Consider the following 25,226-nt stretch of genomic DNA (forward strand, 5'->3'; position numbering starts at 1 on the left):
TCTTTTTATAAGAACAACAAAGGTAGTAAAATAGTTGAGGTAATTTAAGTCATTAATTTAAAAACCTAAACTCAAAACATAGGTTAATTTTACAGCTAAATTGTCTGAAAATTTCTCATTGCTATAGGCTCCATATCTGTAAAATGAACTAATACCAAAACCTTTAAATAAATGATTTAAAACAAAGCCAGATTCGAGATATCCTTTATTCATTTTTTTTATAGGAATGCTATGATTTTGAGGCTCATCAATTGTGCCAATTGCAAATCTACTAATGAGACTTAATCGAGGCCTGAATTTTTGGCTAATCCTAAATCGATGAAAGTTATGTCTTCCTTGAAGTGAAACATATCTTTCAGATATAAATTCATTAAATGTCATTGTTTCGAAAGCATTTGTGCCTGAAAAATTGACGCGCTTCCGCCAAGGATTTCGTAGAGAATAGTTAGGTGTAGCATTATACAAATGTGTTAAAGGAGCATTACCACCTACAACACCACCTTGAAGTAAAAATGAAGTAGAGCTATTACGTAAAAGTTTAATTACATGTTCTATTTTAAAATTGAATTGAGTAAAGTCTACATCACCATCTAAAACATTTTCAAAACTCTTTGTTAGTTGAGCAGTAATTTTTGGAAAGCCTTTTTTAATAGTAATTTTCCCGACAGGTGAATTCATATATTTACTAAAAGGTGTCCACTTAACGGCTAAAGTAGCAGTAGTTAGATTATAATCTTCAAAAATTTGACCATTGTTAGTAAATTGATAATCAAACTTTGTATTAAATCTACCATGACTTAATTTTAGTTTTGTTTCAACGTTTGGAAATATATCATGCTCAACATTTATGTCATAAGATCTATAACCATAAAATTGACTAATATTTAAATTTCTTGGATTAATTAAAGAAAAAGAAGTGTCATCAAACAGAAAATCAATTTTGGCAGCTTCCTGTAGATCATCAGTATAACTAAAACCTAACCAACTGTTATTTTGTTTATTAAATCTTAAATCTGCCCCTATTTGATATTTTATTTTAGAGTCTTTGAAACCATAGGCAGTATAACCTTTTAATCTAAATTTATTTGAAAAAGAAGAGTTAGTAACACCACCAAAACCGAATCGAAAACCTTCGTAATTGTTAAAATTAATAAGTTGACTAAGATCAAAATCAAAGTATTTTGTTGGATAGTATCCTTTTAATATTTTTCTAGCAATATTTAACTTTTTTTCAGCGCCTTCTTTTTGAGAAAGACTATCTATAATTCTATATGTTTCTAAACCTCTTTTAGAAATAGAATCGGTTCTAAATTTATTCCAATATGTTTCATCACGATTTGCAATATTATCATCTATTTCTATACTCGAAGCTGAGTTCAATACCTTAACAGGTTCATTAATATTTATATCTAAAGTCTTGGTTTTAGAAATTAAATAAGATACATCACTTGGATCTTTTTTGTTTGTTTTTACAATAGAATCATTTTCTTTACTAGCACTAAAAGTAATCGAACCAAATAATTTTACAGGAGTTTTGTTTTCTCCTTTACGGAGAGAAATTTCAGTTTCTTTAGGAAACCAAATATTATGTTTAGGCTGATATTCAAAATTTTGTACTGCTTTTACGTTTACAATACCTTTTAATTGTGCAATACCTTTTTCTAAAGCAAATTGTTTAGAATTGATATATAGAACACCCTCTAAACCAATATCTTCACTGGCCTTTTTAGGTTTATAATAAATCATAAAAGTTGAGTCTTTTTGGCGACTAATTGTATCTAAAATTTTATAGTTGTATTTTTTTAAAGCATTTTTAGCTAAAGGATTAATGTATTTGTTACCAAGTAGTGTATACACTTCTTCATAAAAGGTAAAATTTTCGATACCTAAGGCTAAGAATTCATAAATAGGTTGTTTAAAACCGGCCATTCGAGAAGCCAGAATAGTTTCTTTTTTATTCTTTCCTCTTTTAAAAGTATGTTCAGATATTTTCTCTGAAAGATATAAATGACTTCTATCTATACGTTTTTTAAATTCATAATTACTAGAGTCAATTTTTTTAAAAACTTTTTGTCCTTTTCGTAACACAAAAACTGAATCGATGTTTGCTGAAATAGAATCGGGATCAGCACTAACAACAAACTTGTCATACGATGTATATTTAAAAGAATTTAATGCCTTTTGGATATAATTTTTATTTCTATTAGCTATAGTATTTCTGATAACCCTTAACGCAGGATTTTCTTTGGCAACGACGACGACTTCATTTAAACTTTCCTGACTTGGATCTAAAAGAATTGTAATATAATTTGAGGTTTGATCTAAGGTGATTTTTTTGGATTTATATCCTACGTAAGAAATAGATAATTCTGTAATTATTTCTTTAGATCTGATTACAAATTTTCCATCTACATCTGAAATTTCACCTAATCCAGCATTAGTAACTATGGTAGCAAAGGGTAGTGGAGCTCTGGTTTTTACATCCTTAATAATTCCTGAAAAAGAACTTTGGGCAATAAAAAGAATAGGATATAAAAGTGTAATTAAAAAGATCGCTCGCTTCATTCAAAATTTTTGGCCTTCAAAGAAATACCAGATAAAATTAAAAAGCAACCATTAAGGCTGCTTTTAACATAAGTTTATATTTGATTAAATGATTCAAAATTAAACAGTCATTATCTCTTCCTCTTTTTTTGCATACATTTCATCGATGATCTTAATGTATTTATCTGTCATTTCTTGGACATCTGCTTCAGTATTCGATTTCATATCTTCAGAAACATCTAACTTTTTGATATCATTATTAGCATCTTTACGTGCGTTACGAACACTTACTTTATCATTTTCTGCTTCTGCTTTTGCTTGTTTAGCCAATTCTCGTCTACGTTCTTCTGTCAAAGCAGGAACATTTATAATTATTGATTCACCATTACTCATTGGGTTAAAACCAATATTGGCAATCATTATTCCTCTTTCAATTTCCTGAAGCATGTTTTTTTCCCAGGGCTGAACTGTAATAGTACGAGCATCCGGAGTATTTACATTTGCAACTTGATTTAAAGGTGTTTGAGAACCATAATAGTCTACCATTACACTTCTCAGCATTGCAGGTGAAGCCTTACCAGCTCTTATGTTTGCTAGTTCCTTCTTTAAGTGAGCCACAGCATTGTCCATTTGTTCTTTTGCCGTGTCTATTATAAATTCAACTTCTTCGTTCATGTTAAAAAAATTTCTAATTCGAATTTAGCAAATCAAAAAGTAAGCCACAAATTATAGATTTACTTTTGTGCCAATATTTTCTCCAGAAAGCACTTTCATTAAATTACCTGGCGTATTCATATCGAAAACAACAATAGGTAATTCATTTTCTTGACTTAAAGTAAAAGCTGTTGTGTCCATTACTTTTAATCCTTTTTTCAAGACATCATCAAAAGATATATCATCAAATTTTATGGCATCGCTATTTTTTTCTGGGTCTGATGTATATATACCATCTACTCTGGTTCCTTTAAGAATTACATCTGCACCAATTTCTATAGCTCTTAAAACGGCGGCTGAATCAGTTGTAAAATAAGGATTACCTGTGCCACCTCCAAAAATCACCACACGTCCTTTTTCTAAATGTCTCATTGCTTTACGTCTTATAAAAGGCTCGGCAACTTCATTTATTTTTATAGCAGACTGTAGCCTTGTTTGTACTCCAGCATTTTCTAAGGCACTTTGTAAAGCAAGACCATTTATAACAGTAGCCAACATGCCCATATGATCTCCTTGTACACGATCCATACCATTACTGGCTCCAGCCACGCCTCTAAAGATATTACCACCACCAATTACAATTGCGACTTCTACATCCTTTTCTACCACATCTCTAATTTCATCGGCGTATTCTGCTAAGCGTTTTGAATCTATGCCGTATTGCCTTTCTCCCATTAAGGCTTCGCCACTTAGTTTTAATAAAACTCTTTTGTATTGCATTTTTTTGAAAGTTTGACAAATATACAAATTCTAGAAACAAAAAAACCTCACCATTTGGCGAGGTTTTTTGTTCCACGAAAGTGAAAAATATATTATCCTAAAGCAACTCTTTTAAAGTCACTTACAGTTACGTCTCCAATAGATTTTACATATTGAGCAACACTAACTTTACTATCTTTAATAAAAGCTTGGTTTACTAATGTGTTATCTTTAAAGAAACGCTTTAATTTACCTTTAGCGATATTATCTAACATTGCTTCTGGCTTACCTTCTTGACGTAATTGATCTTTAGCAATCTCAATTTCTTTTTCGATAATTGAAGCATCAACACCTTCTTCGTTTAATGCGATAGGGTTCATTGCGGCAGCTTGCATAGCAACATCTTTTGCAACAATATCAGAGCCTTCAACGTTTGCAGATAAACCTACAATTGTAGCTATTTTATTACCAGCATGAATGTAAGAACCTACAAAAGGAGCTTCTACTTTTTCGAATGCATTGATATCTAATTTTTCACCGATAACACCTGTTTGTTCGATTAATTTATCCGCAACAGACATCCCGTTAAAATCAGCAGCTAAAAACTCTTCTTTAGTAGAAGCATTTAAAGCTAATTCAGCTAACTCGTGTGCAAGGCTAACAAAATTTTCGTTTTTACCTACAAAGTCAGTTTCGCAACCTAATACGATAGATACACCTACTGTGTTATCTACATTTACTTTTGCGATAGCAGCACCTTCAGTTGACTCACGGTCAGCTCTTTTAGCAGCTACTTTTTGTCCTTTTTTACGTAAAATTTCAATTGCTTTATCGAAATCACCTTCTGCCTCAACTAATGCATTTTTACAATCCATCATACCAGCTCCAGTAGTCTTTCTTAATCTATTTACTTCAGCAGCGGTTATTTTAACCATTGTACTCATCCTTTATAAATATTATTAAACTTTTATTTTTCTTCTTTTACTTCTGCAACAGCTTCTTCTACTTTAGCTTCCTCAACTTTTGGAGCGGCAGCAGCTTCTTTTGCAGCAGTAGCTTTATCTTTATCAGCTTTTCTTTCAGCTAAACCTTCCGCAATAGCGTCAGTAACAAAAGATAAAATCTTATCAATAGATTTAGATGCATCATCGTTTGCAGGAATTGCAAAATCTACTGGTCTAGGATCTGAATTTGTATCTACCATTGCAAAAATTGGAATATTCAATTTTTGAGCTTCTGCTATAGCAATATGCTCACGCTTAGTGTCAACAACAAATACAGCACCTGGTAAACGAGTCATATCAGTAATAGAACCTAAGTTCTTTTCTAATTTAGCTCTTTGGCGATTGATCTGTAAACGTTCTCTCTTTGATAAAGCATTAAAAGAGCCATCTTGTTTCATTCTATCGATTTGAGCCATTTTTTTAACGGCTTTACGGATAGTTACAAAGTTTGTTAACATACCACCTGGCCATCTTTCTGTGATGTAAGGCATATTTACATTCTTAGCTTTATCTGCAACGATGTCTTTTGCTTGCTTTTTAGTAGCTACAAATAATATCTTTCTACCAGAAGCCGCTATCTTATGAAGCGCTTTAGAAGAGTCTTCAATTTTAGCAGCAGTTTTATACAAATCTAAAATGTGAACACCATTACGCTCAGTATAAATATACGGAGCCATGTTTGGATTCCATTTTCTAGTCAGGTGACCAAAGTGTACACCTGCATCTAATAAATCTTTAATTTCAATGTTTGCCATCTTGTTTTTTAGTTTACGTTCCGTTTAATTAGCAATAATTAAGTAGCCACTAGGTGAGTCTTAACTATTTGGGTGCTAAACTTATACGATAACAGTTTATAATTAATAATATATGATTAACGTTTAGAGAATTGGTATTTCTTACGAGCTTTTTTCTGACCGAATTTCTTGCGCTCTACCATTCTAGGATCACGAGTTAGTAACCCTTCTGGTTTTAATACCGTTCTGTGTTCTTCATTAATAGAAACTAATGCTCTGGTGATCGCCAAACGAATTGCTTCTGCCTGACCTGTTACACCACCTCCATAAACATTTACGCTGATATCGAAAGATTTTTCGTTGCCAGTTAACATTAATGGTTGCATTACTTTATATTGTAAAGTACCAGTAGTAAAATAATTTTTTAATTCTCTTTTATTGATAGTAAAGTTTCCTTTACCTTCAGAAACATATGCACGAGCTACAGCCGTTTTTCTTCTACCTATCTTGTGTATTCTTTCCATTATCTAAGATCGTTTAGGTTTAATGCTTTTGGATTTTGAGCTTCGTGTTTGTGCTCAGCACCAGTATATACATGTAAATTTCTAAATAAAGCGCTACCTAATTTATTTTTAGGTAACATTCCTTTTACTGCTTTTTCTACTAATCTAGTAGGGTTTTTGTCAAACATTTCTGTTGCAGTAAGCGATCTTTGACCTCCTGGGTAACCTGTATGGCGGATGTATGATTTTGCCTCCCACTTGTTTCCAGTTAAATTAATTTTTTCAGCATTGATAATTACAACATTATCACCACAGTCTACATGAGGTGTGTAGTTTGGCTTGTACTTACCTCTAATTAGCATTGCTACTTTAGAAGCTAAACGACCCAATGTCTGCCCGTCCGCATCAACTAAAACCCACTCTTTATTTACTGTGGTTTTGTTAGCTGATACTGTTTTGTAACTTAATGTGTTCACACTATTAGTTTTTGTCTATTAATAAATATTTTTTGTTCCTTAAAAAAGGTCTGCAAAGGTATAACTATTTATTTATATAACAAACAGCGTTTTAACTATATTTTTAGCTATAGATTTTAACACATAAGGAAAAGTTAATTAACAAATTTTTATGATAATGAGGTCATAGATTCGATCATGAAAATGTAACACTATTTATTTTGCAAAGTCTTTACTATCAAACAAACTAAATAATTCATCTACAACCACATGAAAAATCTACCTTTTTTATGCTTCTTAGCATTTCTTATGCTTAAGAATGTTAATTCTCAGGAAGAGCAAAAAAAACAAGAAATAGTTCCTAAACGTATTTACACTACAAAATATATTGGTCAAGATGAGCCTCCATTAATAGATGGAATATTAAATGATGCTAGTTGGAATATTGTAGAATGGACGAGCGATTATATTGAAAATCAGCCAGATGAGAATACTCCTCCGAGTGAACAAACAAGGTTTAAGATAATTTACGATAAAAAGAATTTATATATCGGTGTTAGAAATTTTGATAGTCAACCTGATAGTATTGTTAAACGATTATCAAGAAGAGATGGTTTTGCTGGGGATTGGGTTGAATTTAATATTGATAGTTATCATGATTTAAGAACAGCTTTTTCATTTACAATCACAGCTGCTGGAGTAAAAGGAGATGAATTTATTTCGAATAATGGAAATAATTGGGATGGTAGCTGGAACCCAATTTGGTACGCAAAAACGAATATTGATGACAAAGGGTGGACGGCAGAGATTAAAATTCCTTTAAGTCAACTTAGATTTGGAAAAAGCAAAGAACAAGTTTGGGGATTGCAATCAACTAGACGGTTTTTTAGAAAAGAAGAAAGATCTTTATGGCAAAGAAAACCTCAAGATGCTCCAGGATGGGTAAGTGAATTTGGCGAGTTGCATGGTTTAATAGATTTAGAGCCTCAAAAACAATTAGAAATTCAACCGTTTACTGTTACAAAAGCCGATAGTTATCCTCGGGAGGATGGTAACCCTTTTCGCGACGGGAAAGACTCTGAATTGAATGGTGGATTAGACGCTAAAATAGGTATCACAAACGATCTAACACTTGACCTTACTGTTAATCCTGATTTTGGTCAAGTGGAAGCTGATCCTTCAGCAATTGCGTTAGATGGATTTGAAGTTTTCTTTAGAGAACAACGCCCTTTCTTTGTAGAGAATAACAATATTTTTAATTATCAATTTTCTAGATCTAATGCAGGAGACACCTTTGGCTCTGATAATTTATTTTTTTCGAGGAGAATTGGTCGTAGCCCTCAGGGATTTCCTGATGCAGAAGACGGAGAATATGTAGATCAGCCAAATAATACAACAATTTTAGGGGCAGCAAAGTTTAGTGGTAAAACTAAAAATGGATGGTCAATAGGTGTTTTAGAAAGCATGACAGCTAAAGAATATGCTGATATAGCAAGAGTAGTAGACGGAGAAATAGTTGAGAGAAGAGATGAGGTAGTTGAACCATTAACTAATTATTTTGTAGGTAGGTTACAGAAAGATTTTAATGAACGAAATACATTTATTGGAGGTATTTTTACTGCTACAAACCGTAATTTACCTGAACATTTAGAATTTTTACATGAATCAGCTTATTCAGGAGGGTTAGATTTTAAGCATCAATGGAAGAATAGAGCTTGGTATCTAGGAGGAAATGTTGTTTTTAGTCATGTTAAAGGTACTAAAGAAGCTATTCAAGAAACACAAAATTCGTTTAGGCATAGATTTCAAAGAGTTGGAGCAAGTTATTTAGATTATGATCCAGATCGCACTTCTTTAACAGGAACTGGGGGTAATATTCAAATAGGTAAACAGGCCGAAGGACATTGGCGTTTCGAAAGTGGCTTTACTTGGCGCTCACCAGAATTAGAATTAAATGACCTTGGTTTTCAAAGACAATCGGATGATTTAAGACATTATACATGGGTTGGTTACCGTACTCTAAAACCTTTTTCCATTTTTAGACAAGTGGGCTTAAACTATAATCATTGGTCTGCTTGGGATTTTGGAGGCAATCATAATTTATTACAACTTAATGTAAATAGTTGGGCGAATTTTAAAAATAATTGGTTCGGCAATTTTGGAATTACCTATGTAGGAGTTAATCATTCTAATTTCGCCTTACGTGGTGGGCCAAGACTACGTTTTACGCCAAGTGTATTTTTTTGGAATAATCTTGGTACAGATAATCGAAAAAAAGTACGATTTAATATAGGGCATAATGGAAATCGATCTTTTGACAATTCACGAAATAGATATAGAGTATATTTTGGGGTTTCATACCAACCATTAAATTCATTGAGGTTATCTTTAAATCCATCATATAACCATAATAGTGATAAAATACAGTATGTTGAAAATGTTGAGGTAGGTAACGAGGTAAAATATATTAACGCTACTATAGATCAACGTACTTTAAGTACCTCTTTGAGAATAAACTATACTATTAATCCTAATTTAACAGTGCAGTACTGGGGTCAACCTTTTGTGTCTAGAGGACGGTATATGAACTATAAATATATAACGAACCCACAGGCTAGTAGTTTTGAGAATAGATTTGAGTCTATTACAGATGAACAAATGAGTTTTGATGCTGATGACGAAGTCTATCTTATTGATGAAAATTTAAACGGAACAACTGATTATTCTTTTAGCAAACCCGACTTTTCTTTTGTGCAATTTCGCTCAAATTTAGTGGTGCGATGGGAATATATTCCAGGATCTGAAGTATTTTTAGTTTGGTCTCAAGGAGTAACAGGAAATGGAAATTCGTCAAATGACCTTTTAGCAAATCTTGATAATCAAATTCTTGGTCAAGAAAAAGATAATACCTTTTTAATTAAAGCAACGTATCGTTTTAGGTTGTAAAATTTAACAGTTCAATAGGCTGAATTAACAAAACCTTAAGAAGGCATTATAGTATCTTGCCCTCGCTAGATGATCGGTGTTGATGAAGCCTTTTAACTATATAATATGCCAATAAACCGATTAATTCAACTCTCTTTAACGCTTGTATTTTGTTTAATTTTTTCCTTACAAAGGGTTCATTCTCAAGATGAACAGAAAACAGTGGTTCCTAAACGGATATACACCACTCAATATACTACTCCAGATAAGGCTCCGGTAATAGACGGTAAACTTGATGATGAAAGTTGGAATATTGTGGATTGGGCTACAGACTTTATAGAAAATGAACCAGATGAAAATACACCACCTACTTTTCAAACTAGATTTAAAATAGTTTACGATGATAAAAATCTATTTGTCGGAATTCAATGTTTTGATAAAGCCCCAGATAGCATAGTTAACCGCCTTTCGAGAAGAGACGGTTTTGTTGGGGATAGAGTAAATGTATTGATTGATAGTTATCACGACCAGAGAACTGGCTTTGTTTTCACCACTACAGCAGCAGGAGTTAAAGGAGATGAAATAGCTACCGATAATGGAGATAATATTGATGATAGTTGGAACCCAGTTTGGTATACAAAGGCTAATATAAATAATGAAGGATGGACGGCGGAAATGAAAATACCATTAAGTCAATTACGTTTTGGTAAGTCTAAAGAGCAAATATGGGGTTTAAATGTGGTACGTCGTATTTTTAGAAATAACGAAACATCTTTATGGCAACGTATTCCTGTAGATGCAGCTGGTTTTATAAGTGAAGCTGGTGAGTTGCATGGACTTAAAGGTTTAATTCCGCAAAGGCAATTAGAAATTCAACCTTTTACAGTATTACAATATGATACGTTTCCAAAAGATGGAAATAATCCTTTTCGAGATGGTGATGATTTTATATTAAATGGAGGATTAGATGCTAAAATAGGTATTACAAATGATCTAACATTAGATTTGACTATAAACCCTGATTTCGGGCAAGTAGAAGCCGATCCAGCTGCTATTGCATTAGATGGTTTTGAAGTATTTTTTAGAGAACAGCGACCATTTTTTGTAGAAAATAAAAACATTTTTGATTTTCGCTTTGGTGGGAATCAAGATAATTTGTTTTTTTCTAGACGTATTGGTAGAAATCCTCAAGGTTCGATTAGTACTGATGGCGACGATTTTACAGACCGACCTTCAAACACGACTATTTTAGGAGCTGCCAAATTCAGCGGTAAAACAAAAAATGGATGGTCAATTGGCCTATTGGAAAGCGTTACTTCAAAGGAAGTTGCTGAGATCGCTGACAATGAATCTCCAGGCACCAGACGAAAAGCAATTATTGAACCAATGACTAATTATTTAGTTGCTAGAGCTCAAAAAGATTTTAATGACCGAAATACTTTTGTAGGAGGTATTTTTACAGCAACTAACAGAAATTTAGGCGAACAGTTTAGCTTTGACTATGACTCAGACGCTAATGAGTATACTGATTCGGATTCAAATCAAGTTATTAATCCATTTACAATAGATAGAAAGGAAAATAACCTAAATAGTATTAGGAAATCTGCCTATTCAGGAGGTGTTGACTTTAGGCATCAATGGAATGACAGAAAGTTTAATATTGAAGGGAATATAATTTTTAGTCATGTTGAGGGGAGTAAAGAAGCAATTGAGAGAACACAATCATCTTTAACACATCTATTTAATAGAGTAGATGCAAGTCATGTTGAAGTAGATCCTAATAGAACATCATTAACAGGTACTGGCGGAAAGTTAGAGTTTAGTAAGCAAAGTAAAGGAAACTGGCGTTATGGTATTGGAGCAAATTTTCGCTCACCAGAATTAGAATTAAACGACATTGGTTTTCTGAGGCAAGCGGATGAAATTCGTCAATATGCTTGGTTAAATTATAGAATCTTAAAACCTACTAAAACATTTAGAAATATTTGGACAGGATTTAATATGTTTACTACCTATGATTTTGATGGAAATTACAATAGAATTCAATATCGATTAGGATGGTTTGCAAGATTTAATAATAATTGGTGGTTAGATGGGGCTGTATTTCATAAACCTAGAATATACACAAATACAATTTTAAGAGGCGGCCCAAGATGGCGTTTTTCTAGAGAGAATATTAATTTTTTGTTTTTTGGTTCAGATCAAACTAAAAAATTTAGTTTTAGAGCTGGTTATGTTTATTCACAGGCTAAACAAAACAACTTTTCTTTCTTAAGCCTTGAAACTAGGTTTACATATCAACCAATAAATTCTTTTAGTATTTCTTTGAGCCCAGAATACCGAAAGAATCCTAGTAAAACACAGTATGTTACCCAAACAGATTTTAATGGAACTCAAAGATATGTTTTAGCGAATATTGATCAGCAAACCTTAAGTGCAGCGATTAGATTGAACTATACTATAAACCCAAATCTTACAGTTCAATATTATGGACAGCCATTTGTATCTAGAGGGAGGTATAGTAATTTCAAGTACGTTACTAACCCAACTGCAGATAATTTATATGACCGCTTTTCAACTTATAGTGATAGCGAAATTCAAATAATTGATGGATCTTATCTAATAGATGAAAATGGCGGCGGAACCGATTATGAGTTTGGTAACCCAGACTTTTCTTTTGTACAATTTAGATCAAACTTGGTAGTTCGTTGGGAATATATACCAGGGTCAGAAATTTTCTTAGTATGGTCACAGGGAGTTACAGGTTCAGGAGACCCAAGTAATCACTTATTTGAAAATTTAGATAATCAAGTTCTTGGTCAAGAAAAAGACAACACTTTTTTAGTTAAAGCTACTTATAGATTTAGAAGGTAATTACCGTTAAATGATCAATACCTATTTAGAGCCTTATATAAAGTTGAGAGGAAATTAATTATATGCTAATGCGTTTAGTCTTGTCAAGATGTAGAGGTAGAATTTTAATTCATTTCTAAAATAAGAGTATGTTTTCGTAAAAAACCATAATTTTTACGACTAAAGCTTCACAATAAAACTTAAATGGCGGTTCAAGAAATACAAACCTATACATTTAAAGACATCTTTTCATTAAAAGTGGTAGGTTTTGAAAAAGCTTGTGTGGTTAACAAACCAGAACAGGTAGATAGCTATCGTATTTATTGGATTAAAGATGGAAAAGGTTCATATAGCATTGACTTTAACACCTATGATTTTAATGGAGAGGTCTTATTCTTTCTATCGCCAGGTCAAGTATTTTCGGTTAATTCTGAAAAAGTAAAAGAAGCATGTCAAATTTCGTTTGTTAGAGATTTTTATTGCATACAAACACACGATAAAGAGGTGTCTTGTAACGGAGTATTATTTAATAATATTTATGAATCTCCATTTGTAAAACCTAATCAAGAAGAAAGTAATAAGTTAACTACTATACTTACTAATTTAACTGAAGAGTTTCGTTTAGAAGATACTGCCCAGTACGATATGTTACAAGCGTATTTAAAACAGTTTATTGTGCATTCGGTTCGTATTAAGAAAGAACGAGATGTTGTAAAAGAAGTTGCCGAAACTAAATTGTTTAAAGACTTTAGCACTTTAGTTGATCTTAATTTTAAGAAAGAACATTCAGTTACTTACTACGCAGAACGTCTTGGGTTATCTCCTAAATCATTAACAAAACATTTCCAAAATATAGGAGTGCAAACACCCAGTGATTTTATTAAAAACAGGATTATACTAGAAACAAAGCGTAAATTACTCTATACAGATGATTCTGTAAAGCATATTGCTTATGATTTGGGTTTCAATGATCCTGCTTACTTCACACGATTTTTTACGAAAGCTGTAGAAAAATCGCCTCTACAATTCAAAAAAGAATTAAAAAACTAAGACTGTGCAAGTTCAAAGAACTTTTGTCCATGTTTTACTATCTTATTACACCCTAGTTTTGCATCAAAATTTAATACAAACCAAAATATATAAATTATGTTCAACGGAAATTTATTAATTAGAATAGGTATGGGTCTGCTTTTTATATGGGGTGGTCTAGAGAAATTTTTTATTGGCTTTCTCGGAGGTGTCGGCTTACAAAAAATGGCAGAAGGTTTACAAAGTATCGGTTTCGGGTTTCTTGGAGATACTGGTAATCTAATCTTAGCTGCGCTTTTAGCCGCGACAGAATTAGTAGCTGGTATTTTAATACTAGCAAATAAAAGGTTGTATGAAGCTTACGCGTCTATGGCTATTGTAATATTAGTGGCTTTGGTGCTGGTACATATTCCTTCGGGTAGTTGGATGAATAGTATGATTCATGTGGCACTTACATTAACGCTTGCAGGATTAGCTCTTAATAAGAAGTAAACTTCATTTAAATTTTAAAATATTTTGAGCCCGATTCGAAAGAATCGGGCTTCTTTTTTATCAGAAACTCAACTCTGTCCAAACCTTAGGAACTTTTGTCCATTTCCTTGCCTTAGTATCCGCCGCATCTTTGTATCAGAATTTAAAAACAAAGAATTATGGACATACAATTAGATCAAAAAGATTTTCAAACAACAATAGAAAATAATAAGAATGTACTAATCGATTTTTATGCAGACTGGTGTGGACCATGCCAAACCTTGTTACCAACAGTTCACAAATTGGCAGAGGAATTTGAGGGAGATGTAATAATTAAAAAGGTGAATGTAGATAATAATAAAGAATTAGCGCAAAAGTTTGGTGTTCGTAGCATACCTACATTGATTCATATTGCAGATAAGATTGAAGTAGGTCGCGAAGTTGGCCTTATTTCAGAATCAGATTTACGTACAAAAATCAATAATTTAAAATCAGCATAACATGAATAAAAATAAACAATGCCCAAACTGCTGGGGCTATCAAGAGTATGATGTAAACAGCTGTGACAAAAAATAAAACAAATAATAATAATTAAAAATTTAGAAATAATGAGTACAAGAATTGAAACATTAAACCCAGAAACAACTACAGGAGAATCAAAAGAATTATTTGATGCAGTAAATAAAAAATTAGGATTTATACCTAATCTTATTAAAGTATTTGGTAATTCGCCAGCTACGTTAAAAGCCTATTTATCTTTAGGAGAAATTGCTGGAAGCGGAAACTTTAACGCAAAATTTAGAGAGCAATTGGCTTTAGCTATCGCTGAAGAGAATGAATGTAACTATTGTTTATCTGCTCACACTGCAATTGGTAAAATGAGTGGATTAACAGATGAGCAAACTGAACAAAATCGTTTAGGAAACTCAGAAGACACTAAAACTCAAGCTGGATTGAAATTTGCGCAATTAGTTACTAAAAATAGAGGTGTTGTTAATAATGAAGAATTACAAGCTGTTAAAGACGCTGGTTATACAGATGGTGATGTATTAGAAATTGTATTAAATGTAGTTTCGAACACTCTTACAAATTATGTAAATCATATAGCTGATACAGAAGTAGACTTCCCAAAAGTAGAGGCGGGTAAATTTGCAACAGCAGTATAGACTGTCATTTTGAGCAAAATGAAAGATCTCAGAGATTTTTCACTTCGTTCAGAATGACAAAATAAAAGCGAGCTTAAGCTCGCTTTTTGTTTACCATATTTTTAACACTTAATAGCCTGTTAATTAATTATATTTGAGAAAAATCACAAACCATGAAAACACTAACCATACTACTTGCATTATTTTTTTCAATTCAATTAACCGCTCAAGATAAGGATCAAGCCATTAAAGATGTGACTCAAGCAGGATACAATTATATTGACACTTTTTATAAAGCAGATACTACTTTGGCGTATAAAAGTGTACACAAAGATGTACGCAAAGTTGGTTGGTGGTTTGATAAAAAGAAAGATGCTTACTCTGATAAATCTGAAATGTCTTTTGAAAGATTAATAAAACTTGCTAAAAGATGGAATGCTAAAAGAGATCGAGCAAATAATCAATCTCCAAGAAAAGTTGAGGTATTAGAAGTTTCCGATAAAATAGCCGTTGTAAAAGTAATAGCCGAATGGGGTATTGATTATTTGAATATGGTAAAAACAGATGATGGATGGAAAAGCATCAATATTATTTGGCAATCGCCGCCTAAGTTTTCTTTAAATGAATGATTTGCCTAGATAGGTGAGCAAAAATACTACTGTAAAATAGATCCAAAGAAAGCTAAAAACTATATGAACTATGGTTTCAAAGGCTTTGCCTTTCCATAGTTTTTTTGAATAAACAAATTGTTGAAAAAGGAAGCGAACTGCCCAAAATATGGTTAAACCTAAGGCTATATCATTTCCTAGTTTAGTTGATGTCAGACTATAAGAATGTGTTATACAAAGTAGCCCTATTAAAAAAACGGTAAACGCTATAAAAAATGTATGCACTTGCATCACTTGTCTGTTAATTAAGCTCATGGATTTTAAATCTTCTTTCCAATGAAAATATTTAGGGAAAATGACATGGACTAAAGCTAGCATAATGAGAAGAATACCAGTAATTTTTAAATGAGTTTCCATTAATTAATAAATTAGGGAGAGCAATTAAATATAGACATAAAGGGAGTAAACTTTTCTTCATCAAATGACGAAAAGCCAGCACTTTTAAAGGCGTTTTTCCATGTTTCTTTTGAAAAGAAATGGGTAAATCCAACAGAAAATGCCAAGAAATTAGGGAAATCACGTAAATGTTCAACCACAATTACTTGCCCATCTGCTTTACAGATTCTTCGACATTCTTTTAAAAATTGTATTTTTTCATGATGAGATCTTATTTCATGGATGGCAGATAATAAAAAAACGGCGTCTACAGACTTGTCCTCAAGTGGAATCTTGCTTGAAGCAATTTGTTGTGTGTTTGGATATACTAAGCTAACTTTTCTAGCCCTAATAATTGCTGGTTCAGTATGACGCTTTTTATTATAAAAATCAAATACTCTTAAGTTAGATTTTGGAGCTTTATTTTTAATAATAAAACTAGTTTCATCAAAGCCTGCATTAATATTAACTATTTCAGCTGTTTTTGAGTTCGGTATTTGATAATTGTCTAGCCAATTAAAATTATAATAACCGGAAAAATCATAGACATAAGCTGAGACTAACAATGGCATGATAAGCCCATATAAAAAAGTTGCGATAATCACCCATAACCAAACAATTGGCCATTTAAGAATAAATTGACTTATGATGATCAATGCTAAAACGACACTACCTGTAATATAGAAATGCCTGTTAAAGCTTAATATATTTAAAGCACCCTGAAATTTTCTTCTTCTTAGTTGTTCCATATTTCAACTTTTCCTTTTTTCCAGGAATAGGGAATTTCGCTAACTAAAAAACCATTTGCTAATCGTATTTCATTGAAAGATTTCTGTTTTAAAAAGCCAACATTTTCCTTTAGAATTTTTATTGGTTGAGGTTTCCAATTTTGGCGAACACCTTCAATGATCAGTACTTCTTTTTTATCCTCATTATAAGTAAATGTAAAGGGTAAAGGTCCTGCAAATCGCCTGGCTTCTTTCCAATTGGAAAAAGGCGAATATTCGGGTAGTTTTATGTCATCTGAATAGGCATCAATACAAATATCTAAGTCTGATTTTTTAGATGTGATAAGAATTTGATTTTCTTTTGGATGAAAATTTATATCCGTTGTTGTATAGTTGTAATGCGTGAACAGATTGCCAAAAAAGGACATTTTCTTTTTATTAGTCTCTGATTTTAAGATATATAATCCGCGTAAGCGTTTACCTCTGTTGTCATTATATTTTACAAAAACACGATATCCGATTAAAAAGAAATCATTTCCTACAAAACTTGGAAAACCTTTTGGTCGTAAATTCCGTGTTTGCACCATGGCAATAGCAATAAAAGCCCATTTATCTTGAAAAGTATCGAGTTCTAAACATTCTGGAATTAAAGGCGCTAATTCTTCTTTAGCAATGGCGTAGGTAACAACAATTGACTTGTCAAAATATGTTTCTACAGCAAAGGGATGGTCTTTTAAGAAATCAAGCATTTTTTGTTTTCAAAACAAACTCATTTACATATATTAAAGATACAAAAACAAAAGAGAAAAATAGGTTAAAGCCACCGAAAAGAAGGAGATCTTTGGCAAGAAAGAATTCGATAAAATTCATTAAAAGGATAATAAATATTTGTACCGCAGCGCATAGCTTTGATTTAAATCTGCTCAAGATCCAAACCACCATTAAAATTTCGAGAATTCCTATAATTCTTGTTAATGAAAAGGCATATTCTTCTCCTAAAATTCGACTTACAATTTCTTGATGTCTAGGTTCTAAATTTAGAACTTTTAAGAAAAGTCCATTAATTAACCATACTAGTGCAATACAGTAGGTTAGTAGATGCTTCACTTTGTTCAGAATCGCAATTATGAATTCATAATCTCCTCAATCTCCTCAACTTCTATAGGTATATTTTGCATGAGGTTAAAAGGTTCGTCTTTTTCTTGGATAACCACATCGTCTTCTAAACGAATGCCAAAACCTTCTTTGGGTAAATAGATACCGGGTTCAACTGTAAAAACCATATCGGCTTGCATTGGCTCCGTAAGAATTCCATAATCATGAGTGTCTAAACCCATATGATGAGAAGTGCCATGCATAAAATATTTTTTATAAGCTGGCCAATCTTTATCTTCTTTTTGAACATCAGCTTTATCTAATAGACCTAATCCTAATAATTCTGAAGTCATGAGTTTACCAACTTCTATATGGTATTCAGCCCAATCTGCTCCAGGTACCAACATTTTTGTGGCATCATTTTTTACTCGTAAAACAGCATCATAAACTTCTCGTTGGCGTTTTGTAAATTTTCCTGAAACAGGAATAGTACGTGTCATATCACTCGCATAATTGGCATATTCTGCACCAACATCCATTAAGATTAAATCGCCAGCTTTACATTCTTGATTATTTTCTATATAATGCAATACGTTTGCATTATTTCCAGATGCAACAATGGGTGTATAAGCAAAACCTTTTGAGCGATTACGTAAAAATTCGTGTATGTATTCAGCTTCAATTTCATATTCCATAACACCTGGTTTTACAAAGTCAAGTACACGTCTAAATCCTTTTTCTGTTATGTTACATGCTTTTTGTAATAGATCTATTTCAATTTGATCTTTTACCGATCTTAAGCGTTGTAAAATAGGGTTACTCTTTGCAACAGAATGAGCAGGGTATTTATCTTTTAACCATTTTGTAAAGCGATCTTCACGTGTTTCAGTCACCACAGAAGCACGATAATGCTCATTAGTATTGATATAAACCGTATCGCATTGTGTCATCAATTCAAACATGATCTTTTCCATGTCCTGCAGCCAATACACAGTTTTTACTCCACTGGTTTCAAATGCCTTTTCTTTTGTTAGTTTTTCACCTTCCCAAACGGCGATATGCTCATTGGTCTCACGTAAAAACAAAATCTCGCGATGCTTTTCTTTTGGGCAATCAGGAAATAATACTAAAATACTTTCTTCTTGATCTACACCACTTAAATAGAATATATCGCGATGTTGCTCAAAAGGCATCGTGCTGTCAGCACTTATAGGATAAATATCATTAGAATTAAAAACAGCCAAGCTGTTTGATTTCATTTGAGCTGCAAAATTCTTTCTATTTTTTATAAAAAGCTTTTTATCGATTGGTAAGTATTTCATGCTTAAAAAAATTAAATATAAACCCAAAAATACTGAAAGAAAACATGAATTTACCAGCCAAATGGCACTATTTTATTTCACTACGAATTCTACTCATATGTCTTATAGAAATACCTAAAAAAGAAGACAGATAATGCAATGGTACTTGCTGTAATAATTCAGGATCATTAACTAATAGCTTTTTGTAACGTTCTTCGGGTGTGAGTGTGAGTAGATTAATACGATAATCATCAATTAAGAATATTTGATTTTCAATCAGATTATAATAAAAGGTATAAAACGCTTTGTTGTTCTTTATAAGACTATTAAACGTTTTTAGATCAATTACCAACAATCTGCTATTGCTTAAAGCTTTGATACTTTTTCTTGAAGGAATTTTCTGCAAAAAACTTTTTAGAGCAGTTGTGCATGAATTTTTTAAAGCCAAATAAGTGGTTTTTTCTTCGTCTAAAACTTCAATAGAATGCTGTAATATGCCGTTTTCTAAATAACAAAAAAACTTGCAAGCTTCACCTTGACGTACAAAAAAATCATTCTTTTTAAGTTCTAGAATCTGAAATGAATCTATGATTTCTGAAATATATGGCAGTAAATCATCATCATTTATAATTCTTTGTAAATAAGATTTAAAAGTATTCTTTATTTCTTGCATCAATTAATAAGCCGATCAAAGGTCGAATTTAAGAAATAAAAAAGGCACTCAAATCTGAGTGCCTAGAAATTGTTTAGTTTTTTGCTAGTTATTTGTTCATAGCATTTTTAATTAATCCTACAATAGCCATAAGAACGCCACCACCAACACCACCGCCAGCTATGCTTCCTAAGATACTACCAAGATCCATTTCTGCACCACCAGTTTCGATACCTAGCATGCCTAAAAGTTGACCTCCAAGACCACCACCAAGTATACCTAAAACAGAGTTTACCACAGTACCTAGCGATAGATTTTTCATTAATGAACCTGCAACGTTTCCGCCCACAGCACCACTAATTAATTGTACGATTAACGGGAGTAAATTTTCCATAAAAAATTAAATTATTTGGTTAACTAATTATAAATTAACAAAATATATATGGATAATGCAATTATTCTAAGATTTAATTGTTAATCAATTGATAAAAAAGAGATACTTTAGAGTTAAATATTGTTTTCTATAAATGCAATTAAACAAGTTATTTTTTTTGATCTTAAGCTTTCTTTTTTTAGGGTGTTCACCAACCTTGAAAAAGTCATTTTCAAAACTTTCTAAGCCAGAGAAAGGTTGGGTAGCTTTTCACCCATTTAAAGCTAAAAAGGCATATTCAATATCGCTTGAAGCGGAAAGAGTTACAGATTCGATTAGGCAAAAGAAAATTCTTGATGCAGATATCAGTGGTGGAGAATTAGATGCTTTTAAGCATAGTTATTGGATGGCTCGATTAACTCAAGGTATAGGTAAACGAGCAGCTTATTCTCTGGGTAAATCTCATGAAAAAGGAAATTATGAGACCTATAAAAGAAGACAATTGGAAGATGGTTTTTTGCCAGATAAACAGTCTACAGATATGGATTTATATAACAATGAGGTTGGTATATCTGTAGGTAATCATTTTAAAAGTGAATCAAAAAATCATTTGATTACCATTTTAATTGATTCAATCGAACAAGGGAAAATGCGAATTTTATTAAAAGATAAAGAAGGGTATTTTTTAGATTGTACTAAAAAAAGAATTCCACCTGACTCTTTAAAAGGCAAGTGGAATACTAAAAAATGTTTGGTACCTTCTAATAAAGCTATTCCTTAAGCTCTTTATAATTTTTAAACATAGTAAGTTTTAAATCTTCTATCATTTGTCTATACTTCGGCCAATCAGTTTTATAAAACTCATTGATTGGTTTCATAGCATTATCTACTTTTTCATTGGCATTTTTAATAGCATCTTTTTCGGTTTTACCTGGCATTTGTAGTAAAGAACCTATATAACGCCTTGCTGTAAACAGGAATGTTAATGGTGTTGGTTTAGGATTACGCGTTATGCCTTGACGCTTATCTTCTTTGCCAATCATACCATTAATTAATTTGCCAATAGATTTGGTAATAGAATCTGTCACTTTGATAGCATCTTTGTATTGATCACCTTCTTGTTCTTTTAGCTGCTTTTTATAGGATTCAGTAATCTTCTTAGATTCTTTTAATTGCTCAACAGCTTTTCTAGCCAAAGAAGTTTTCTTTTCTAACTGCTTTAATAAATCATACTTTGCTTTTAAAGTTGCTGTTGGCATATTAACTCTTGGATCATAAGCGACAGAAACTGTGGTAGAATCTTTAGCTTCTTTATAATGTAGTACTACTTTATAATCTCCAGGTAAAACAGTTATCCCTCTAGGTTCTGGAGCATTTTTTCTGGCAGCCCTACGTGAAGGATTTCTTATACCTTTCTCACCTAGCCTCCAATACAATCTATGTATTCCACCTTCTTTAGGTGCCTTGCGTTTTAATGTTCGAATCAATTCGTTTGCTGAATTGTATATTTTAACCGATAATGAATCACCTTTTTTCTTAACAGGTTTTTTTATATCCTTTTCATCATCTTCAGTTTTTGGTTTTTCTTCTTTAGGCTTGTTAAGACTATAAGTAATCATAGCACCACGTTGTCTATTTTCTCCATTAAACATAGCATTTCCACCAAAGCGTGTGCCTAGAGGCTGCTGAATTTGATTGATGTAAGCTTTAGGAGCATTAAATACTTTTAATGTTTTATTGAGTTCATTAGCACCATTTTTAGCTAATTCTCTTAATGGGCGAATATCATCTAACACATAAAAAGAGCGGCCAAAAGTACCGATTACTAAATCGTGTTCGCGAGGATGAATACCTAGATCCATTGTAGGCACTGATGGATATCCTTCTGTCCATTTTGTCCAATTTTTTGCTTCATCAATACTAAAGTAGAGTCCGTTTTCAGTTCCTAAAAACACTAATTTTTTTTCAATTGGATCTTGAATGAGTGATAAAGAATACCCAAAAGTTTCATTTTTTTTATCGAGTAAACTTTCCCATGTTTTTCCATAATCTCGAGTTCTAAATAAATAAGGTTTAAAATCGAAATTTCTATAGTTGTTTACAACAGCATAAGCTTCACCAGCATTAAAAGGGGAGGCCTTTATTTGTGCTATCCAACTTTCTTTAGGAAAACCTTTGAGTTTTGGGGTTACATTTGTCCAAGTGTTACCTCCATCTCTTGTAAGTTGAATTAGTCCATCATCGGTTCCAACCCATAACAATCCTTTTTCAAGTTTTGTGGGTTCAATTACTAAAATAGTAGTATTATTTTCTGCACCTGTGGCATCCATTGTAATTCCACCGCTTTCATGCTGCTTTTGTTTTGATTTATCATTTGTGGTTAGGTCTGGTGAAATAATTTCCCATTCATGCCCTTTATTTGAGGATTTATGTACAAACTGGCTGCCAAAATAAATGGTTTCGTTATCATTAGGATCTAGTGATATGGCAGAATTCCAATTGAAACGTAACTTAACTTTCGGATCAGGGTGTGTTGGCCGTACGATTTTTCCATTTCCGGTCTCACGGTCATAACGAACCACGAACCCTTGTTGCGACATACTGTAACCATATCGCGAATCTTTTGGATCTGGCACCACATCAAATCCATCACCAAAAGAGATTTCCTGCCAATATGAATTTCTGATTCCTTGTGCTTTTAGCACATAAGCTGGGCCAGCCCACGAACCATTATCTTGCATACCTCCGTAAAGATTATAAGGATACTCCATATCATAACTAATATGATAGAATTGACCAACAGGCAAATTTTCAATAAAGCGCCATGTTTTACCCCTATCTTTAGTAATGTTTAATCCACCATCATTACCATCAATCATAAAATTCGGATTTTCAGGATGTATCCACCATGCATGATGATCTGGATGCACCCCTACATTGGTATTGTATGCAGGCATGAGCTGTTTGAAAGATTTACCACCGTCTTCACTCACGTTTACGTATGTAAAAACACTATAAATTCTATTTTCGTTCACTGGATCAACAAACATATCTGAGTAATAAAAAGGACGGTTACCAATACCGGGTTTATCATTTACTTTTTTCCATTTACTACCACCATCTTCAGATTTATATAAAGCATTTTTCTTTGCCTCAACTAAAGCATATATTATATTTGGGTTGCTTGGTGCTATACCAATACCAATTCTTCCTAAATTACCTTTAGGCAATCCATCTTCATCTGTTTTCTTTTTCCAATTTTCACCGCCGTCATATGTAATATATATTCCAGAGCCCTCACCTCCAGAGTTAAACGTCCAAGGTTTACGTCTGTGCTCCCACATGGCAGCAATTAATTTATTAGGATTAGTAGGGTCAACTACCAAATCAGCTGCGCCAGTTTTATTATTTACGAATAAGATTTTATTCCATGTTTTACCACCGTCTATAGTTTTAAAAACACCACGCTGTGGGTGTTCACCCCACGGTGATCCAATTGCACCGACATATACGGTATTAGGATTATCCTTATCTATAATAATTCGATGAATATTTCTGGTTTTTTCTAACCCCATCGATTTCCAAGTCTTACCACCATCGAGGCTCTTATAAATGCCATAGCCGCCGTTTAGTGAGTTGCGAGGATTTCCTTCACCAGTACCTACCCAAATTACATCTGGGTTATTTTGTTGTATAGCGATAGCTCCAATTCCTTGTAAAGGTTGCTCATCAAAAATGGGTTTCCAGTCGATACCACCACTTTCAGATTTCCAAACACCTCCAGAAGCTGCACCAACATAAATAATATCGGGGTTACTATTAACTACATCGATTGCTGTAATACGGCCACTCATACCAGCTGGACCTATTGCTCGAGGCTTTATACCTTTAAGTTTTTTAATGTCTATTTGTTGAGAAAATACTGTAGAAGTAATTAGGACGAAAAGAAATACTATTTTTTTCATTTTTTTGAGGTTAGTTAAAAGAGCATCTAAAGTAATTTGAATTTTACTGAAAACCAATTTTTTAACAGCGAAGTAACATCTCGTAGTAAATAGAGACTTATAAAATGCAGATACATTTTTAGTATATTGCAGTTTCAAAAATGTGCCTTGAATAATTACATGCAAAAACAACAAACCAAATATTTTCAATCATTTATTCTTCTACTTTTTTTAGTTTGTTCAAACGTTTTTGTTTTAGCACAAGCTGATATTCCACCCAAGCCCAAATTACAAACGAGTGTTTATGATGGTGCTAATATGTTGAGTGGTTATGAAAAAAATGCATTAGAACAAAAGCTAATTAATTACGCAGATTCTACTTCTACCCAAATTGTTGTAGCAACTGTAAACACAATTAATGGAGAAAATATATCATTATATGCCACTAAATGGGCCCACGAATGGGGTATAGGTCAGGCAGATAAAGACAATGGTATTATGGTTTTAGTTGCCAAAAATGACAGAAAGCTTGCCATTCAAACTGGCTATGGAGTAGAACATTTACTAACAGATGCTTTAGCGAAACGAATTATCACAAATATTATCACACCAGAATTTAAAAATGGTAATTTCTATGGTGGCTTAGACCGTGGAACTTCTGCTATTATGCAAATAATGAATGGAGAGTATCAAGAAACTAGAGACTTTAGTAATAATAGTAGCGGAGGAATACCAATATTCTTTGTCATACTTTTCTTTATGATTCTTTTAATTATTTTGTCGAATAGAAATCGAAGAGGAGGAGGAGGAGGAAGAAGAAACTATAGAGATGGGGAAGCGGCTCGTTCGCTATTGGAAGCTATTATTTTAAGTAATGCTGGTCGTGGTGGCTTTGGTGGTGGAGGCGGTTTCGGTGGTAGCTCTGGTGGAGGTAGTTTCGGAGGCGGAGGTTTTGGTGGTGGCTTCGGCGGCGGCGGCTTTGGAGGAGGCGGAGCTTCTGGTGGTTGGTAATTT

At 32.8% G+C, this 25,226-nt stretch carries 24 protein-coding genes; 9 read left to right on the forward strand and 15 right to left on the reverse strand.

Annotated elements, in window-relative coordinates; genetic code table 11:
* Window positions 1-57: 57 nt before the first annotated feature.
* From AC3IF2_RS00185 to rplM, 7 genes are all read right to left on the reverse strand, one after another.
* Window positions 58-2,565 (reverse strand): DUF5686 and carboxypeptidase-like regulatory domain-containing protein, encoded by a 2,508-nt coding sequence (locus AC3IF2_RS00185; protein WP_489164983.1) that lies wholly within the window; start codon window positions 2,563-2,565, stop codon window positions 58-60.
* Between the two features lie 99 nt (window positions 2,566-2,664).
* A complete protein-coding gene (gene frr, locus AC3IF2_RS00190) occupies window positions 2,665-3,219 on the reverse strand; it encodes a ribosome recycling factor (RefSeq protein WP_489164984.1) in 555 nt (184 codons plus the stop codon).
* A 51-nt stretch (window positions 3,220-3,270) separates the two neighbouring features.
* Window positions 3,271-3,978, reverse strand: a complete 708-nt coding sequence (pyrH, locus tag AC3IF2_RS00195) for a UMP kinase (RefSeq protein ID WP_489164985.1) — start codon at window positions 3,976-3,978, stop codon at window positions 3,271-3,273.
* A 92-nt stretch (window positions 3,979-4,070) separates the two neighbouring features.
* A complete protein-coding gene (tsf, locus tag AC3IF2_RS00200; RefSeq protein WP_489164986.1) occupies window positions 4,071-4,892 on the reverse strand; it encodes a translation elongation factor Ts in 822 nt (273 codons plus the stop codon).
* A 32-nt stretch (window positions 4,893-4,924) separates the two neighbouring features.
* Window positions 4,925-5,716 carry a 30S ribosomal protein S2 gene (rpsB, locus tag AC3IF2_RS00205; protein ID WP_489164987.1) on the reverse strand — a complete coding sequence of 264 codons (792 nt, stop codon included), beginning with the start codon at window positions 5,714-5,716 and terminating at the stop codon, window positions 4,925-4,927.
* Window positions 5,717-5,832: 116 nt separating this feature from the next.
* On the reverse strand, window positions 5,833-6,219 hold the full coding sequence (rpsI, locus tag AC3IF2_RS00210; RefSeq protein ID WP_489164988.1) for a 30S ribosomal protein S9: 387 nt from the start codon (window positions 6,217-6,219) through the stop codon (window positions 5,833-5,835).
* Window positions 6,219-6,674 (reverse strand): 50S ribosomal protein L13, encoded by a 456-nt coding sequence (gene rplM, locus AC3IF2_RS00215; RefSeq protein WP_489164989.1) that lies wholly within the window; start codon window positions 6,672-6,674, stop codon window positions 6,219-6,221. Before rplM ends, rpsI begins: the two co-directional genes overlap by 1 nt.
* Before the next feature lie 288 nt (window positions 6,675-6,962).
* Between rplM and AC3IF2_RS00220 the strand changes: the two genes are divergently transcribed.
* The 7 genes from AC3IF2_RS00220 (at window position 6,963) to AC3IF2_RS00250 (ending at window position 15,705) form a co-directional block, all read left to right on the forward strand.
* A complete protein-coding gene (locus AC3IF2_RS00220; RefSeq protein WP_489164990.1) occupies window positions 6,963-9,599 on the forward strand; it encodes a DUF5916 domain-containing protein in 2,637 nt (878 codons plus the stop codon).
* A gap of 105 nt (window positions 9,600-9,704) precedes the next feature.
* Window positions 9,705-12,452, forward strand: a complete 2,748-nt coding sequence (locus AC3IF2_RS00225; protein ID WP_489164991.1) for a DUF5916 domain-containing protein — start codon at window positions 9,705-9,707, stop codon at window positions 12,450-12,452.
* A 183-nt stretch (window positions 12,453-12,635) separates the two neighbouring features.
* Complete coding sequence (locus tag AC3IF2_RS00230; RefSeq protein ID WP_489164992.1) at window positions 12,636-13,481, forward strand: helix-turn-helix domain-containing protein; 846 nt, start codon at window positions 12,636-12,638, stop codon at window positions 13,479-13,481.
* A 96-nt stretch (window positions 13,482-13,577) separates the two neighbouring features.
* Window positions 13,578-13,952, forward strand: coding sequence for a DoxX family membrane protein (locus AC3IF2_RS00235; RefSeq protein ID WP_489164993.1), 375 nt, complete (start codon window positions 13,578-13,580; stop codon window positions 13,950-13,952).
* 158 nt (window positions 13,953-14,110) lie between these two features.
* Window positions 14,111-14,431 carry a thioredoxin gene (gene trxA / locus AC3IF2_RS00240; protein WP_489164994.1) on the forward strand — a complete coding sequence of 107 codons (321 nt, stop codon included), beginning with the start codon at window positions 14,111-14,113 and terminating at the stop codon, window positions 14,429-14,431.
* Window positions 14,432-14,539: 108 nt separating this feature from the next.
* The gene (locus AC3IF2_RS00245) at window positions 14,540-15,097 is read left to right on the forward strand and encodes a carboxymuconolactone decarboxylase family protein (protein WP_489164995.1); all 558 of its coding nucleotides are present in this window, start codon (window positions 14,540-14,542) and stop codon (window positions 15,095-15,097) included.
* Window positions 15,098-15,249: 152 nt separating this feature from the next.
* Window positions 15,250-15,705: a nuclear transport factor 2 family protein gene (locus AC3IF2_RS00250; RefSeq protein WP_489164996.1), complete on the forward strand. Its 456-nt coding sequence runs from the start codon at window positions 15,250-15,252 to the stop codon at window positions 15,703-15,705.
* Here AC3IF2_RS00250 and AC3IF2_RS00255 read toward each other — a convergent pair.
* From AC3IF2_RS00255 to AC3IF2_RS00285, 7 genes are all read right to left on the reverse strand, one after another.
* Entirely contained in the window at window positions 15,694-16,101 is a 408-nt protein-coding gene (locus AC3IF2_RS00255) for a hypothetical protein (RefSeq protein WP_489164997.1), read from the reverse strand. The genes AC3IF2_RS00250 and AC3IF2_RS00255 overlap by 12 nt on opposite strands.
* Before the next feature lie 11 nt (window positions 16,102-16,112).
* Window positions 16,113-16,868 (reverse strand): class I SAM-dependent methyltransferase, encoded by a 756-nt coding sequence (locus tag AC3IF2_RS00260; RefSeq protein ID WP_489164998.1) that lies wholly within the window; start codon window positions 16,866-16,868, stop codon window positions 16,113-16,115.
* Complete coding sequence (locus tag AC3IF2_RS00265; protein WP_489164999.1) at window positions 16,856-17,596, reverse strand: DUF2071 domain-containing protein; 741 nt, start codon at window positions 17,594-17,596, stop codon at window positions 16,856-16,858. The genes AC3IF2_RS00260 and AC3IF2_RS00265 overlap by 13 nt, the downstream gene beginning before the upstream one ends.
* Window positions 17,589-17,954 carry a DoxX-like family protein gene (locus AC3IF2_RS00270; protein WP_489165000.1) on the reverse strand — a complete coding sequence of 122 codons (366 nt, stop codon included), beginning with the start codon at window positions 17,952-17,954 and terminating at the stop codon, window positions 17,589-17,591. Before AC3IF2_RS00270 ends, AC3IF2_RS00265 begins: the two co-directional genes overlap by 8 nt.
* 17 nt (window positions 17,955-17,971) lie before the next feature.
* Window positions 17,972-19,264 (reverse strand): aminopeptidase P family protein, encoded by a 1,293-nt coding sequence (locus AC3IF2_RS00275; protein ID WP_489165001.1) that lies wholly within the window; start codon window positions 19,262-19,264, stop codon window positions 17,972-17,974.
* 67 nt (window positions 19,265-19,331) lie between these two features.
* On the reverse strand, window positions 19,332-19,916 hold the full coding sequence (locus tag AC3IF2_RS00280; protein WP_489165002.1) for a Crp/Fnr family transcriptional regulator: 585 nt from the start codon (window positions 19,914-19,916) through the stop codon (window positions 19,332-19,334).
* Between the two features lie 88 nt (window positions 19,917-20,004).
* Window positions 20,005-20,289 (reverse strand): hypothetical protein, encoded by a 285-nt coding sequence (locus AC3IF2_RS00285; protein ID WP_489165003.1) that lies wholly within the window; start codon window positions 20,287-20,289, stop codon window positions 20,005-20,007.
* Window positions 20,290-20,485: 196 nt separating this feature from the next.
* On the opposite strand from AC3IF2_RS00285, the gene AC3IF2_RS00290 reads away from it, so the two are divergent.
* Window positions 20,486-21,049, forward strand: coding sequence for a DUF6973 domain-containing protein (locus AC3IF2_RS00290; protein ID WP_489165004.1), 564 nt, complete (start codon window positions 20,486-20,488; stop codon window positions 21,047-21,049).
* Here AC3IF2_RS00290 and AC3IF2_RS00295 read toward each other — a convergent pair.
* Window positions 21,039-24,233 (reverse strand): VPS10 domain-containing protein, encoded by a 3,195-nt coding sequence (locus AC3IF2_RS00295; RefSeq protein ID WP_489165005.1) that lies wholly within the window; start codon window positions 24,231-24,233, stop codon window positions 21,039-21,041. The two genes, AC3IF2_RS00290 and AC3IF2_RS00295, sit on opposite strands and share 11 nt — an antisense overlap.
* 159 nt (window positions 24,234-24,392) lie before the next feature.
* Between AC3IF2_RS00295 and AC3IF2_RS00300 the strand changes: the two genes are divergently transcribed.
* Complete coding sequence (locus AC3IF2_RS00300) at window positions 24,393-25,223, forward strand: TPM domain-containing protein (RefSeq protein WP_489165006.1); 831 nt, start codon at window positions 24,393-24,395, stop codon at window positions 25,221-25,223.
* Window positions 25,224-25,226 lie beyond the last annotated feature (3 nt).

This window comes from Maritimimonas rapanae (assembly GCF_057837205.1).

Coding starts and splice junctions, on each gene's coding strand:
- AC3IF2_RS00275 (WP_489165001.1), bottom strand. CDS start 19,264: ATGAAATACTTACCAATCGATAAAAAGCTTTTTATAAAAAATAGAAAG.
- pyrH (WP_489164985.1), bottom strand. CDS start 3,978: ATGCAATACAAAAGAGTTTTATTAAAACTAAGTGGCGAAGCCTTAATG.
- AC3IF2_RS00185 (WP_489164983.1), bottom strand. CDS start 2,565: ATGAAGCGAGCGATCTTTTTAATTACACTTTTATATCCTATTCTTTTT.
- AC3IF2_RS00225 (WP_489164991.1), top strand. CDS start 9,705: ATGCCAATAAACCGATTAATTCAACTCTCTTTAACGCTTGTATTTTGT.
- AC3IF2_RS00235 (WP_489164993.1), top strand. CDS start 13,578: ATGTTCAACGGAAATTTATTAATTAGAATAGGTATGGGTCTGCTTTTT.
- rpsB (WP_489164987.1), bottom strand. CDS start 5,716: ATGGCAAACATTGAAATTAAAGATTTATTAGATGCAGGTGTACACTTT.
- AC3IF2_RS00230 (WP_489164992.1), top strand. CDS start 12,636: ATGGCGGTTCAAGAAATACAAACCTATACATTTAAAGACATCTTTTCA.
- AC3IF2_RS00280 (WP_489165002.1), bottom strand. CDS start 19,916: ATGCAAGAAATAAAGAATACTTTTAAATCTTATTTACAAAGAATTATA.
- frr (WP_489164984.1), bottom strand. CDS start 3,219: ATGAACGAAGAAGTTGAATTTATAATAGACACGGCAAAAGAACAAATG.
- AC3IF2_RS00285 (WP_489165003.1), bottom strand. CDS start 20,289: ATGGAAAATTTACTCCCGTTAATCGTACAATTAATTAGTGGTGCTGTG.
- AC3IF2_RS00300 (WP_489165006.1), top strand. CDS start 24,393: ATGCAAAAACAACAAACCAAATATTTTCAATCATTTATTCTTCTACTT.
- trxA (WP_489164994.1), top strand. CDS start 14,111: ATGGACATACAATTAGATCAAAAAGATTTTCAAACAACAATAGAAAAT.
- AC3IF2_RS00255 (WP_489164997.1), bottom strand. CDS start 16,101: ATGGAAACTCATTTAAAAATTACTGGTATTCTTCTCATTATGCTAGCT.
- AC3IF2_RS00250 (WP_489164996.1), top strand. CDS start 15,250: ATGAAAACACTAACCATACTACTTGCATTATTTTTTTCAATTCAATTA.
- AC3IF2_RS00220 (WP_489164990.1), top strand. CDS start 6,963: ATGCTTAAGAATGTTAATTCTCAGGAAGAGCAAAAAAAACAAGAAATA.
- tsf (WP_489164986.1), bottom strand. CDS start 4,892: ATGGTTAAAATAACCGCTGCTGAAGTAAATAGATTAAGAAAGACTACT.
- rpsI (WP_489164988.1), bottom strand. CDS start 6,219: ATGGAAAGAATACACAAGATAGGTAGAAGAAAAACGGCTGTAGCTCGT.
- AC3IF2_RS00245 (WP_489164995.1), top strand. CDS start 14,540: ATGAGTACAAGAATTGAAACATTAAACCCAGAAACAACTACAGGAGAA.
- AC3IF2_RS00295 (WP_489165005.1), bottom strand. CDS start 24,233: ATGAAAAAAATAGTATTTCTTTTCGTCCTAATTACTTCTACAGTATTT.
- AC3IF2_RS00260 (WP_489164998.1), bottom strand. CDS start 16,868: ATGGAACAACTAAGAAGAAGAAAATTTCAGGGTGCTTTAAATATATTA.
- AC3IF2_RS00265 (WP_489164999.1), bottom strand. CDS start 17,596: ATGCTTGATTTCTTAAAAGACCATCCCTTTGCTGTAGAAACATATTTT.